We start from the raw sequence: 13,105 nt of genomic DNA on the forward strand, positions 1-13,105 counted from the left end.
TCGCAAGTGCAGCCGCGACTTCGTCCGGTGTTCCCCAGGTAAAACATGGGCGAGCGTGGCCGAATTGCCGGAGCGCGCACCGCTTTGCGGTGTCGCAGCGTCTTATCGGAGGCGCAAAGGTCGCTATTGCCTTCGCGTTTGCTGCATGTCCTTGCGCGCCGGTGGACTTCAGGAACGATGCAGTAGGCAAGCGCGTCCGTTGCTGCTATCAGTTTTGACGTTTACGAGAACGTCAAAGTTGGGATGGAGATTTTTTCGATGTCGTTGCCGCCAATCCTGTCAGGGAAAACGAGGCTGCCGATCGTAGGGGCGCCGCTTTTCATCGTCTCGCATCCCCGGCTGACGATCGCACAATGCAAGGCCGGCATTATCGGCGCCTTTCCGGCGCTCAACGCCCGCCCGCAATCGCAGCTCGACGAATGGCTGGCGGAGATCACCGAGACACTGGCCGACCACGATGCCAGACACCCCGAGTGCCCGGCGGCACCCTTCGCGGTGAACCAGATCGTACACAAATCGAACGTCCGGCTCGAACAGGATCTGATGCTTTGCGTCAAGTACAAGGTTCCGATCGTCATCTCCTCGCTCGGGGCCGTACCGGAGGTGAATGCCGCCATCCATTCCTATGGCGGTGTCGTTCTCCACGACGTCATCAACAACCGCCATGCGAATTCCGCGATCCGCAAGGGCGCAGACGGGCTGATCGCAGTCGCGGCAGGCGCTGGCGGACATGCGGGAACGCTCTCGCCCTTCGCGCTCGTCCAGGAAATCCGCGCCTGGTTCGACGGGCCGCTTCTGCTCTCGGGCGCGATCGCCACCGGCGGCGCAGTGCTCGCTGCGCAAGCGATGGGAGCCGACATGGCCTATATCGGCTCGCCCTTCATCGCCACGGAAGAGGCCCGCGCGAGCGACGCCTACAAGCAGATGATCGTCGACAGCAACGCCGCCGATATCGTTTATTCCAATTACTTCACCGGCATACACGGCAATTACCTGAAACCGTCGATCCTTGCCGCCGGAATGGACCCGGCCAATCTGCCGGAAGCCGATCCCTCCAAGATGGACTTCGGCACGGCAACGGAAGGCGCCAAGGCATGGAAGGACATCTGGGGCTGCGGCCAGGGGATAGGCGCCGTGCGCGAAGTCGGCACCGTCGCCCGCCTTATCGACCGGCTGGAACAGGAATACGACGCCGCACGCGCACGCCTCGGCTTCGCTTCCAATTCCGAAGGGCCGCCGGCCCAGGAATTTTCAAGTTCTCGAAACTGATGGCTTGAAATCTCGCCGCTTTGCGTTTATCAGCGCCTCACATTCGTTCCGCGACGTTCGCGGAACCGCCCCAAGGGCCGCTTTAGCTCAGTCGGTAGAGCACATCATTCGTAATGATGGGGTCACGTGTTCGAGTCACGTAAGCGGCACCACTTTTCTCTTTTATTTTCACAGTCGTTGTGTGACTTCGGCATTTTGCGTGTCGGGCACTCGAGTTGGCGGAACCATGGCGGAACCGCAAACTCAGAAATACGCCATGTCGTCGGACCAGTCTTCCCGGATAGACAGTCCCCTCATCAGCAGCGGCGCGAGCAACCGCGGAACACCTTCTCGTAAACGTGGCGGGCGGCACGATGAGGATGGCGATCTACCCATTTCCGCGAAAATCTCGGGTCAAGCCAGACGGCAAGCTGAAGACGTAGGATAAGGCCGTCATTGCTGGTACCGGTCAACGGTCCTCGCCGAATTTCATCGGCGCGGTTATTCACGACGGCATGTAAGCCTATCGAAACAGCGGCGCGAGGTTGTCGATCGCCAGCTTCAGGAAGCGCGGTGGCAGAGTCTTTGGCTGTTCGCTTTCAAGGAATTCAACGATACGCTGGACCAGAGCGGCCGAAATAGTTCCGCGATGCTGCGCGGCATCCAACTCGTGTTGCGAGAAGCTCGTCACACGCGAGCAATCCAGAAAGCAATCGTGCGTCAGCGCGCCATGATCCGCAGCGGTAAGCGCGAGTTGTCCGACGCCGTGGCGCTGGGGATTCGTATTGATCCAGAAAAACAGATTTTCAGTCGCGCAAATACAGACCGTAAGCTTGTCCTTCGGCGGACGCGCAAGAGCGGTGTAGATGACGTAGACATGGCCGGCGATCACAGAACACCGTAGGCCGCAAACTCTCTGGCCTCGGCGACGATCGCTTCCCGCTCGTCTCCTTCGCCATCGATCATGTGTTCGTAGTCCATCGGCCCATTCGCCGGAGCTTCCAACCAGGCGCGCTCTTGATGGGTAAGGTTGGACAAGGCACCGAAGCCGCGCATGCGGCAAAAAGCAATCGCCTCGTCCAAACACTCCAAATCGCTGGGCGATAGCGCATCCAGATCTGGATCGCGCTGAGCGGCGACACGGGGATAAGGGTCACGTTCGATCAGGAGCGCCGCCATGAAGGCATCGGGATCGCCAGCTTGGTCCAAGCGGCCCTTGATGAAATCGTAAAGCGTCGATGGCACCGGACCGTTCGGCATCGCGATGAACGTATCGCCAACGATCGGGCGCGCATATCGGTTTAAGTGCTGCTTCTCGGCGAAGAAAAGAACCTTGGCCGCGAAGAACGCAGTCACGCCGGGCCACTTGGACGCGACATAGGTCAGCGCCTCTACACCCTTCTTCTCGTTGAATTGAAACCGCAGCATAGTTGCCCTCATATACGAGGCTATCTCACAAAACCCTTGACTTGTCACCCAACATGTGGAGCGCAGCAACTCGTAGTTCAATCTGTGTGGCGCATTTGTAGCACCCAAAAAAACCTGAGCCGATTTGTTTGGGGGCTGGTATCTGGTGGATCCGCATTTCTGGCAAGGCCAGCGCTTCCGTCCGCCGGCAACCGGACAAAGATAAAAATCGGGTGCCTGCGATGCCGACCTCATTGTCGGCGTTGCCCGTCGCGTGTTTGAGAGACGCGCCGAGCCTGCCAGTTTCGGCGAACGACAGGAACCATTTCCAAGCGTCTTCTCCTGGAAACGAGGCACCCGACCGCTGCTGTCCGCCTCTCCGGCCGCGGTGATCGCAGGATGCGCAAAGAAGGGAAATCTCTTTTCGGGCGTCCGACCGTGCTGAAAGCCGTGAGCGTGGCAGCAGGAAAGATAGCCACGCCCCGGCATTATCGATCGCCCCCGCGGACGCCGCTGATCTTTTAAGCGGACGGTCGTCCATGATCACGCCGTCGCGACTGGGGGGCCGCGCTGGCACAGCAAATCAGATCAGCGTATCCAGCCTTCGCGGGACATGATCTTCTGCGCTTCATCGGAGATCAGATAGTCCAGAAACGCTTTTGCTTCGGGATCGGCGTCGGGGGCCAGCGCGACGCTCAAGTCGCGCCATATTGCCCGATCGCTCGACAGCATCACCGCTTCCAGGGTGTCGGGGTTCGAAACCGGCCAATTCGGCCAGGTGATCCAGGCGTCTGCATCCAACGCTTTGAACGCCTTGAAGCTCGCGCCCGAACCATGTTCGAAAGCGACAATGTTCCTGCGGAACGCCGCGACATCCTCCAGCCGGCCGAGGCGGCCCGCGATGTCCTCCCATACACCCGTCCCCGATGTGTTGGCGACGCCAGCCCCCTCGGTTACGACGATTTTCGTCCCGACCGCCAGAAGGTCCTCGAATTTTGCGATCCCCTTGGGATTACCCGCTTTCACGGCAATCACTGCGGGACGCAGGTAAATCGGCGCGACCTGATCCGACGAAAATCCTTGATACGTCTCGAGAAAAGCAGTCATCGCCTGCTCGGAGGTACCCCAAATGACGTCCGCATCGGCCTGCGCCTTTTTCGACCATGTCTTCTCCGGCCCGGCGGTGATTTCGACCTTGCGGCCGGTCTCCTTCGTCCAGACGTCCGCGACTTTCCGGATGGCGGTGTGCGGACCGCCTGCACCGTACAGACGGATCACCCCATCCTGGGCATCGCGGCTGATCGAAGGGTCATGGAGCGCGGTGTCCTGCGCCGAAGCAGGCGTAGCAAGAATCGTTGTCAGAACAATCAGAAACGCAATTCGCACGGGCTTCTCCTTTTTATGCGTGTTGGACCGCAGCAGTCTTTCGACGGCGCGGCAGGAGAAACGACTCTCCGACGGGTACAATCCTTCCCTCATGGAGGAACACGAAACCGTGATCCCCCGTCACCCATCACGTGTAAAAATATCGCGTCAGGTGAAAGAACACCGGTGCCGCGAAGCTCAGCGAATCCATTCGGTCGAGTACGCCGCCATGGCCGCTGATCATCGAGCCCCAGTCCTTTACGCCCATCGAGCGCTTCACGGCCGAGAGCGCCAGTCCGCCGAGAAAGCCCATGGCGACGATGGCGAGGGCCATGGCGGCCGCCTGCAACGGCGTGAAGGGCGTTATCCACCACAAGGCCGCGCCGGCAGCTACGGCCGAAAGCCCGCCTCCGGCAAGTCCCTCGGCCGTTTTCGAGGGGCTGACGACCGGTGCGATCTTCGTCCGGCCGAAAAGCTTGCCGAAGACATACTGCATGACATCGCTGAACTGCGCGATGGTGATGAGGAAGAAGAGCAGCAGAAAGCCTTCGCCCGGCCGGCCGGGGATGTCGAGCGTGAGGAGGGCCGGTGCGTGGCTGATGCAATAGACCGTCAGCATCAGCCCCCACTGGATGCGCGAGACGCGCAGCAGGAACTGCTCCGTGTCGCCCTTGAGCGCGGAAAGGCTCGGCAGGAGGAGGAAGCCGTAGACCGGTATCAGAATGGTGAAAAGCGCATACCAGTCGATCGAGATCAGCCAGTATTGCAGCGGCAGCAGAACGTAAAAGGAAGCGACGAGCGGCAGGTGATCGGCGGCACGCGTCGGCGTCAGCGAGACGAACTCGCGCAGCGTGTAGAAGGAGGTGAGAGCAAAGAGCACGAGCGTGACGCCGCGGCCGAGAGCGAAACTCACCGCGAAGATGGCGATCATCACCCACCATGCCCTGATACGGGCATTGAGATTGTCGATCGTCGCCCGCCCGGTTTCGGACGTCGCGCGGCGCGACAGCACGAAGCCGATCAGCGATGCCGCTCCGAGAAGAGCGACTATGCCGGCGAAGAGGATAAAGAGTTTGTCGTTCAAGGACATGGCAGCCTCATCCGATGGGTTCCGGCGCAAGTGCGGCGACCGCTGCGCGGGCGCGTTCCAGAAAAGCCTCCTTCTCTTCGCCGGTGTGGCGCGCGACCGGCGGTCCGAAACGCACCGTGCAGCTGATGGGGACGGGCAAAAAGGTTCCCTTGGGAAAGGCGCGCGAGGGATTGTCGAGATAGGTCGGGATCAGTTCCACGTCGGGAAATTCCTGAGACAGCCAGTAGAGCCCGCTCTTGAACGGCCCCGGCAACCGCTCGCTGCCGCGCGTGCCCTCCGGGAAAAGGATGAGCGACTCACCCTCGCAGAGCACGTTGCGCAAGGGTGCGAGAGCCGCTCCGGGCGGCCCCTGCGTCGAGCGCTCGACGAGCACGCCGTTCAGCACCTTCAGTCCGATATGACGCCTCACGGCGCCCCTGCCCCAATAGTCCGCCGCGGCGATCGGATGCGTCGATGCGCGCAACGGACGCGGCAGCGCCGACCAGATCAGCAGCGTGTCGAGATGGCTCGCGTGATTGGCGAAATAGATGCGCTGGCGCATTTCCGGCCGCGAGCCCATCCAGTGCGCCTGCCCGCCTACGATGAACCGCGTGAGACCGATCAATGCCAGGTCGATCACGGATTCGCGCCTTCCCGAATGCGCGCGACGATGGCCCTGGTGCGGGTCGCGCATGTGACGAGCGCGCCGGCAAGGATGATCCACGCTGCGGCGTAAAGCACGAGGCGCTCTGTCATTAGAAACGCTTCCGCGAATGCCAGCACGCAGGCGAGACTCATCAACGCCATGCGGTGCTGTTTCGCCATGGGACCGCGGAAGTCCTGGCCCTGGCCGAGCGAGCCGCCGAAGACGCGCACATAGGCCGTCAAGGCGGCCGCAAGCGCTCCCGCCCAGCCGAGCCATCCCGCGCCGGCGGCATAGCCGAGTGCAACGATGAGCAAGGTGTCGGCGGCCCGGTCGGGAAACTCGTTGTAGAGCGCTCCCACCGGCGAACCGCGCCCGCCCTCGACCGCCACCATGCCGTCGAGAAGGTTGCAGAGGAGGCGCAACTGGATAGCGGCGAGCGCCAGGGGATAAAGGAACGGCCAGCGGACTGCGGAAAGGAGGGCCCCTGCCCCCAGCGCGGCAAAGACGACGCTTGCAAGCGAGATCTGGTTCGGCGTGACCGAAGTCTTCAGGAGCAACGCCGTCAAGCGCCGCGCGTAGCCGCTGTCGCGCGCGGCGATGGGGCGACGATCCGCGCCCGGCCTGTCTGCGTCTTCGCCGTCGGGTGCGACACTCATGTTCGAGAGGTACGGCCTACAAATGAAGGATTGCAGTCTGTCTTAAAACAACTTCCATGCAAATGCCATATCGCCGCGTGGCCGGCTTCGGTCTCACTTGGCGGAAATATCCACTCTGGGTATACCGTTGACGGTCGGCTCCGGCTGGCTCGTCACCTCGCGAAGCCATTCGCGCCAGATGGCGACGAGCAGCGCCATCAGGACCGGGCCGACGAAGAGACCGAGAAACCCCATCGTCTTGACGCCACCGATCAGGCCGAAAAACGTCGGCAGGAAGGGCAGCTTGATCGGGCCGCCGACGAGCCTCGGGCGCAATGTCTTGTCTACGATGAAGAGCTCCGTCGTACCCCAGGTGAACAGCGCGACGCCGTGGACGGGCGAGCCGCTTGCAACGAGATAGACCGAGACCAGGGTGAAGCAGAGCGGAGCGCCGCCCGGAACGAGCGCCATGACGCCGGTGATGATGCCGAGCGTCACCGGCGACGGCACGCCGGCCAGCCAATAGGCGACGCCGAGCACGATGCCTTCGCCGATCGCGATGATGCCCATGCCGGTGACCGTCGAGCTGATCGTAAGGGGCACCACGCGCGACAGCCTCTCCCAGCGCATCGGAAAGATCCGTTCGCCAAGATGGTCGAGCTGCTTCGAAAAGGACTGGCCGTCGCGATAGACGAAGAAGAGCGTGATCAGCATGAAAAGGAGCGTCAGGAAGGACTGGAAGGCGGAGGCGCCGACCACTAGCACGCCGCGATAGATATTGCCGATATTGGAGCCGCTCACGAGCTGCACCAATTCCCCGAGAGCGCCGGGGTGACCGACATATTTGACCCATTGTTCGCCGAGCCAGGCGCCCACCGCCGGGATCGTCGCCAGCCAGGCAGGCGCCGGGGCGCCGTTCGCATTGGTCGCAACCGCCCAGACGAGCCAATCGCGCACTTCGTCCACGGCATAGATCGCGACGAGCGAGATCGGCACGACGATAAAGGCGACGACGGAAATGATGGCGATCGTCGCAGCAAGTGTGCGGTTGCCGTTCACGCCCTGAAGCAGCCGCCAATAGATGGGCCAGCTCGCGAACCCGATGACCACCGCCGCAAGCACCGGCACGAGGAAACCATGGAAGAAATAGACGCCGCAAAGCAGAATGAGAACGAGCAGCCACCGGGCCGCCGAAATCGGCACGACGAGGGCGGAGCGTGAATGGGCCGGCTGCCCGAAGAGCCGCGGCTCCGCAGGTAGATTCTCTCGTTCGCGATTGCCCAATTGCACCAATTCTCCTCCGTCTCTTCGAACCTTACAACAAACCCGCAACCTTGCCAGCCCGTTCCGCTCCGCTGGACGCGGTTTCCGGCGCAATGATGGCGGCCGGCTCCGAATCGGCGCTTTACGCCAGAACGCGCGCATTTTCACCTAGCAAGGGGACGTGACAGGGAGATTAGAGCGGCTGAGGAAAAGCGCGTGCGGTTTCGCGCGCAGTCAGGCTACGCGTCCCCTCTCCGGCGATCAACGAACACCGAGGCGAGGAATATGGCGAAACCGCCGATGCCGAGCACGGCGCCGACGAGCCCCGGCGAAGTCCAGCCATAGCCGGCGGCGATGGCAATGCCGCCGAGCCAGGCGCCAAGAGCATTGGCGAGATTGAAGGCGGAATGACTGAGGGCTGCCGCGAGCGTCTGCGCCTTTCCGGCGACGTCCATCAGCCGGGTCTGGACGCCCGGAACGACGGCGAAGCCGCCGCCGATGAAAAGCACGTTGACGATCGCCATCCAGGGGCTCGTCATGGTGAAATAGAAGAGGATGTAGGCGAAGATGTTGAAGACGAGCGCGATGCCGATGGCGCGCGTAAGCGACCAATCGGCGAGCCGCGAACCCACGATATTGCCGAGGATCATGCCTGCGCCGAAGACCGACAGCATGACGGGCACATTGGCGACGGAAACGCCCGCGACCTGGGTCAGCGCCGGTGCGATATAGGTGAAGACGGCGAACATCCCGCCGCAGCCGATCGCACAGATGCCCAGCAGCAACCAGACCTGGAGGCTTCCCAGCGCGCTCAATTCCCGCAGCGGCGTCGCCTGCGGATCGCCCCTGTCCCGCGGCACGTGAAGCCAGATCAGGACCATTGTCATCAGGCTGATGCCGCCGACGATCGCGAAGGCGCTGCGCCAGCCGAGCGCCTGGCCGAACCAGGCGACGAGCGGCGTGCCGAAAAGGGTGGCGATCGTCAGCCCCATCATGACCCGCCCGACCGCGCGCGCCCGCTGGTTCGGTGCCGCAAGTCCTGCCGCGACCAGTGCCGCCACGCCGAAATAGGCGCCGTGCGGCAGGCCCGCGAAAAAGCGCGCGGCGACGAGCGGGTGGAAACTTGGAGCAAATGCGGACGCGAAATTGCCCAACGCAAAGACCGCCATCAGGACCAGCAGCACATGAAAACGGGCGAACCGCGCCGCAAGCACCGCGATCAACGGCGCCCCGACGACGACCCCGAGCGCATAGGCGCTGATGACGGCGCCGGCCGCCGGCACCGACACCGCGACGTCGTCTGCGACCTGAGGCAACAGACCCATAATGGCGAATTCGCCGGTACCGATACCGAAACCGCCGACAGCCAGCGCGATTTCCGCCGCGGAAACCCTGTTGCGGGACTTGCCTATATGGGTGGGGCCGATATCGGCGGAAAGGACGTCTTCGGACATGCGTTACCTTGGCTCGCGGCCCGTCGGCCGCCGCTTGGGAGGGATCTTGTAAAATATCTTGGGGACGTCGGCGCAGCCGATGTCGTGGCAGGGTATACTGCAGTGCAGTATAGGCGGGCCGGCTGCACCTGCAAGAACTGTGCTGCAGGGCACATCAATATTTCACAAACCGGTGCATGCCTGCCGATTGTTGACGTTTACGTCAAAGTTATATAATCCGGATTACGGCTTGAAGAGGCGAGCTAAAAGCAGCATCTTCGACGGAGAGGAAGATCGGGAGGGATTTTTCTTTGCCGCGATGACGGCCGTTCATTGGCGACCAGAGGGAGGAAGGTCATGGCGGAAGCAAGCACCCAGCAGTCGGGTTCCGGTACGGCGAAGATCTGGCTCGGATCCTACCCGCCGGGCGTGCCCGCCGACATCGGCCCGCTCACCTACCGCTCCATCGGCGAATTCTTCGATCACGCGGTTGCGCAATATTCCTGGCGGCCCGCATTCACCTGCATGGGCAAGGCGCTGACCTTCTCCGATCTCAATGCGCATTCGGCCAAAATCGGCGCCTGGGTCCAGTCGCTGGGGCTCGCGAACGGCGATCGGGTTGCGGTGATGATGCCAAACATCCTTCAAAATCCCGTCATCGTCTACGGAATCCTGCGAGCCGGCTTCACCGTCGTCAACGTCAATCCGCTCTATACGCCGCGCGAACTGGAGCACCAGTTGGTGGATGCCGGCGCCAAGGCGATCTTCGTGCTCGAGAACTTCGCCCATACGGTCGAGCAGGTGCTGCCCCGCACGAAGGTCAAGCATGTCGTGGTCGCCAGCATGGGCGACATGCTTGGTCCGAAGGGAACAATCGTCAATCTGGTGGTGCGCCGCGTCAAGAAGCTGGTCCCCGCCTGGTCGATTCCAGGTCACCTTTCTTTCAAGTCGGTTCTTGCCAAGGGCGCGACGCTCGGCTTCAAGCGGCCGAACGTGGCGCCGGGAGATGTCGCCTTCCTGCAATACACCGGTGGCACCACCGGTGTTTCCAAGGGCGCAACGCTGACGCACGCCAATCTTCTGTCCAACATGGCCCAGATGGAACTGTGGCTGAACACGGCCTTCCTGCGCAAACCGCGCCCGGAGAGTCTCACCTTCATGTGCGCGCTGCCGCTCTATCATATCTTCGCGCTCACGGTGAATTCGCTGATGGGGCTGGCAACCGGCGGCAACAACATCCTGATACCGAACCCGCGCGACATCCCCGCCTTCGTCAAGGAGCTCGGCAGGTACAGGACGAACATCTTTCCGGGGCTGAACACGCTCTTCAACGCGTTGATGAACAACCCCGAATTCCGCAAACTCGACTTCTCGTCCCTGATCCTGACCTTCGGGGGCGGCATGGCGGTGCAGCGGCCCGTCGCCGAGCGCTGGCTGGAGCTGACCGGCTGCCCGATCCATGAAGGCTACGGCCTTTCCGAGACCTCGCCGGTCGCGACCGCCAACCGCCTCGACACCGACGATTTCACCGGCACGATCGGCATGCCGCTGCCCTCGACGGAGATCGAGATCCGCGACGAGGACGGGCGCACGCTTCCCGCTGGCGAAATCGGAGAGATCTGCATTCGCGGGCCCCAGGTGATGGCGGGCTACTGGCAGCGCCCTGAGGAAACGGCCAGGGCCATTTCGCCGGACGGCTTCTTCCGCACCGGCGATGTCGGCTTCATGGACGCCGAGGGGCTGACGAAGATCGTCGACCGGAAGAAGGACATGATCCTCGTCTCGGGGTTCAACGTTTTCCCCAACGAGATCGAAGAGGTGGCGGCGACCCATCCCGGCATCCTCGAATGCGCCGCAATCGGTATTGCCGACCCGCATTCCGGCGAAGCGGTCAAGCTCTTCGTCGTGCGCAAGGACCCGAACCTCACCGAAGAAGAGGTCAAGCGCCACTGCGCCGCCAACCTCACCAACTACAAGCGGCCGCGGCACGTGGAGTTCCGCACCGAATTGCCCAAGTCGAACGTCGGCAAGATCCTGCGCAAGGATCTTCGCGGGTAACGGCTTGGGCGCGAAAACGCCCCTTACCCGGCCCGCCGGCCACCTTCTCCCCGCTGGACGGGAGAAGGGGCTCGTGGCACCGCCTCCGTTCAATTTTCCGCTGCGTGCGCGTCCGAGTCCCCTCTGCCCGCCTGCCTGGAGAGGTTAGGGGTGAGGGGAAGTTTTCGCCGCCCTGCCGATGGAGCGATGCGGCCACCTTTTTTCGCTGCAGCGCACACCTGCCCTTGATTTGCCGCGGTTAAACCGACTAGCTATCGCAGCCAAATTCCAATGCCCTCATTCCCATGCCCCAGTTGCGATGCAAGGAGCCCTGCGATGAAAGCGCTTGTCGAAAACCTGAAAGCCACTGCACGCGAAACCGATGCGACCGATATCCGTGCCGCCTTCGCGGCCGATCCGAACCGCTTCTCGCGCTTCAGCACAGCGTTCGACGACCTCCTCTTCGACTATTCCAAATGCGCCGTGAACGACCGGGTGATCGACGGCCTCGAAGCGCTCGCCAAGGCGGCGAAGGTCGAGGAAAAGCGCGATGCGATGTTCCGGGGCGATATCATCAACATCACCGAGGAGCGCGCGGTTCTGCACACGGCGCTCAGGAACAGGTCGAACCGGCCGGTTCTCATGGGTGGCAAGGACGTCATGCCGGACGTCAATGCCGTGCTGGAGGCCATGGGCAAGTTCGGTGACGACGTCCGCTCCGGTGCCCTGAAAGGAGCCACAGGCAAGAAAATCACCGACGTCGTCAATATAGGCATCGGGGCTCCGACCTCGGCCCTGTCATGGCGACGCTGGCGCTTGCCCCCTTCCATGACGGTCCGCGGCTGCACTTCGTTTCCAACGTCGACGGCGCCCACATCGCCGACACGCTGAAGCTCCTCGATCCCGAGACTTCTCTCTTCATCGTCGCCTCCAAGACTTTCACCACGATCGAGACGATGACCAATGCGGCGACTGCCCGCGCCTTCATCGCCGGCAAGCTCGGCGAGGCGGCGGTGGGTCATCACTTCGCGGCCGTCTCCACCGCCCTGGATAAGGTCGGCGCCTTCGGCATCGATGCCGCCCGCGTCTTCGGCTTCTGGGACTGGGTCGGCGGGCGCTATTCCATCTGGTCTGCGATCGGCCTGCCGCTGATGATCGCGATCGGCAAGGAGAATTTCGGCCGCTTCCTCGATGGCGGCCACGCCATGGACGAGCATTTCCGCAGCGCGCCGCTTCGCCGGAATGTCCCCATGCTCCTCGGGCTCATCGGCTTCTATCATCGCAACGTTCTCGGCTATCCGTCGCGGGCGATCCTGCCCTACGACCAGCGGCTGACGCGCTTCCCGGCCTATCTGCAGCAGCTCGACATGGAATCGAACGGCAAGGGCGTGACGCTCGACAGCCAGCCGGTCGAATTCGCGACCGGTCCCGTGGTCTGGGGCGAGCCCGGCACCAATGGCCAGCATGCCTTCTATCAGCTCATCCACCAGGGAACCGATATCATTCCCGCCGAGTTCATGATCGCGGCGAACGGCCACGAAAGGGACCTGCGTCATCAGCACCAGCTCCTGATGGCGAACTGCCTGGCGCAGTCGGAAGCCCTCATGAGAGGACGTACGCTGGCGGAAGCCAAGGCGCAGCTGACCTCCAAGGGTATGGACGAGGCAAAGGCCGACAAAATCGCACCCCACCGCGTCTTCACCGGAAACCGGCCGTCGCTGACCATCGTCTACGATCAGCTCGACCCCTTCGCGCTCGGCCGTCTGATCGCGCTTTACGAACATCGCGTCTTTGTCGAAGGCGCGCTCTTCAACATCAATTCCTTCGACCAGTGGGGCGTCGAGCTCGGCAAGGAACTGGCGACCGGCCTGCTGCCCGTCATCGAAGGCAAGGAAAGCACCGAGGGACACGATTCCTCGACCGCCGGACTCGTTGCTGCGCTGTTGAAGGCGGCACGCTGATCGACGACCGATCGAAGTGATCGGTCAGCCGCGCGGATTCT

The 13,105-nt window shown here is 62.6% G+C and carries 10 protein-coding genes, 1 tRNA gene and 2 pseudogenes; 4 read left to right on the forward strand and 9 right to left on the reverse strand.

The genetic code is table 11. From position 1 onward, the window contains the following. Positions 1-258 precede the first annotated feature (258 nt). Positions 259-1,269: an NAD(P)H-dependent flavin oxidoreductase gene (locus N0Q91_RS15440; protein WP_275596838.1), complete on the forward strand. Its 1,011-nt coding sequence runs from the start codon at positions 259-261 to the stop codon at positions 1,267-1,269. Positions 1,270-1,345: 76 nt separating this feature from the next. Further along, positions 1,346-1,421 (forward strand) — tRNA-Thr (locus N0Q91_RS15445). Between the two features lie 165 nt (positions 1,422-1,586). Here the strand turns inward: N0Q91_RS15445 and N0Q91_RS15450 are convergent. From N0Q91_RS15450 to N0Q91_RS15490, 9 genes and pseudogenes are all read right to left on the reverse strand, one after another. Then, positions 1,587-1,739: pseudogene (locus N0Q91_RS15450) on the reverse strand (YfjI family protein); the annotation flags it as partial. Between the two features lie 32 nt (positions 1,740-1,771). Further along, complete coding sequence (locus N0Q91_RS15455) at positions 1,772-2,140, reverse strand: hypothetical protein (protein WP_275596839.1); 369 nt, start codon at positions 2,138-2,140, stop codon at positions 1,772-1,774. Continuing rightward, entirely contained in the window at positions 2,137-2,676 is a 540-nt protein-coding gene (locus N0Q91_RS15460) for a Panacea domain-containing protein (protein ID WP_275596840.1), read from the reverse strand. Before N0Q91_RS15460 ends, N0Q91_RS15455 begins: the two co-directional genes overlap by 4 nt. 567 nt (positions 2,677-3,243) lie before the next feature. Next, the gene (locus N0Q91_RS15465) at positions 3,244-4,041 is read right to left on the reverse strand and encodes an extracellular solute-binding protein (RefSeq protein ID WP_275596841.1); all 798 of its coding nucleotides are present in this window, start codon (positions 4,039-4,041) and stop codon (positions 3,244-3,246) included. A 127-nt stretch (positions 4,042-4,168) separates the two neighbouring features. Then, a complete protein-coding gene (locus N0Q91_RS15470; RefSeq protein WP_275596842.1) occupies positions 4,169-5,110 on the reverse strand; it encodes a phosphatidate cytidylyltransferase in 942 nt (313 codons plus the stop codon). 7 nt (positions 5,111-5,117) lie between these two features. Then, positions 5,118-5,729 (reverse strand): lysophospholipid acyltransferase family protein, encoded by a 612-nt coding sequence (locus N0Q91_RS15475; RefSeq protein ID WP_275596843.1) that lies wholly within the window; start codon positions 5,727-5,729, stop codon positions 5,118-5,120. Further along, positions 5,726-6,391 carry a CDP-alcohol phosphatidyltransferase family protein gene (locus N0Q91_RS15480; RefSeq protein ID WP_275596844.1) on the reverse strand — a complete coding sequence of 222 codons (666 nt, stop codon included), beginning with the start codon at positions 6,389-6,391 and terminating at the stop codon, positions 5,726-5,728. The genes N0Q91_RS15475 and N0Q91_RS15480 overlap by 4 nt, the downstream gene beginning before the upstream one ends. A gap of 93 nt (positions 6,392-6,484) precedes the next feature. Further along, positions 6,485-7,660 (reverse strand): AI-2E family transporter, encoded by a 1,176-nt coding sequence (locus tag N0Q91_RS15485; protein ID WP_275596845.1) that lies wholly within the window; start codon positions 7,658-7,660, stop codon positions 6,485-6,487. A gap of 212 nt (positions 7,661-7,872) precedes the next feature. Continuing rightward, a complete protein-coding gene (locus tag N0Q91_RS15490; RefSeq protein ID WP_275596846.1) occupies positions 7,873-9,087 on the reverse strand; it encodes an MFS transporter in 1,215 nt (404 codons plus the stop codon). A 336-nt stretch (positions 9,088-9,423) separates the two neighbouring features. Between N0Q91_RS15490 and N0Q91_RS15495 the strand changes: the two genes are divergently transcribed. Both N0Q91_RS15495 and pgi read left to right on the forward strand, forming a co-directional pair. Further along, positions 9,424-11,124: a long-chain fatty acid--CoA ligase gene (locus tag N0Q91_RS15495; protein ID WP_275596847.1), complete on the forward strand. Its 1,701-nt coding sequence runs from the start codon at positions 9,424-9,426 to the stop codon at positions 11,122-11,124. 315 nt (positions 11,125-11,439) lie between these two features. Next, positions 11,440-13,064 (forward strand): annotated as a pseudogene (gene pgi, locus N0Q91_RS15500) (glucose-6-phosphate isomerase). Positions 13,065-13,105: the final 41 nt, after the last annotated feature.

Source organism: Sinorhizobium prairiense, assembly GCF_029201645.2.
Classification (GTDB): Bacteria; Pseudomonadota; Alphaproteobacteria; order Rhizobiales; family Rhizobiaceae; genus Sinorhizobium; species Sinorhizobium meliloti_A.

Bases quoted from the DNA above. Each gene is read 5' to 3' on its own strand.
- N0Q91_RS15440 (WP_275596838.1), top strand. From the start codon at position 259: ATGTCGTTGCCGCCAATCCTGTCAGGGAAAACGAGGCTGCCGATCGTA.
- N0Q91_RS15495 (WP_275596847.1), top strand. From the start codon at position 9,424: ATGGCGGAAGCAAGCACCCAGCAGTCGGGTTCCGGTACGGCGAAGATC.
- N0Q91_RS15460 (WP_275596840.1), bottom strand. From the start codon at position 2,676: ATGCTGCGGTTTCAATTCAACGAGAAGAAGGGTGTAGAGGCGCTGACC.
- N0Q91_RS15490 (WP_275596846.1), bottom strand. From the start codon at position 9,087: ATGTCCGAAGACGTCCTTTCCGCCGATATCGGCCCCACCCATATAGGC.
- N0Q91_RS15470 (WP_275596842.1), bottom strand. From the start codon at position 5,110: ATGTCCTTGAACGACAAACTCTTTATCCTCTTCGCCGGCATAGTCGCT.
- N0Q91_RS15480 (WP_275596844.1), bottom strand. From the start codon at position 6,391: ATGAGTGTCGCACCCGACGGCGAAGACGCAGACAGGCCGGGCGCGGAT.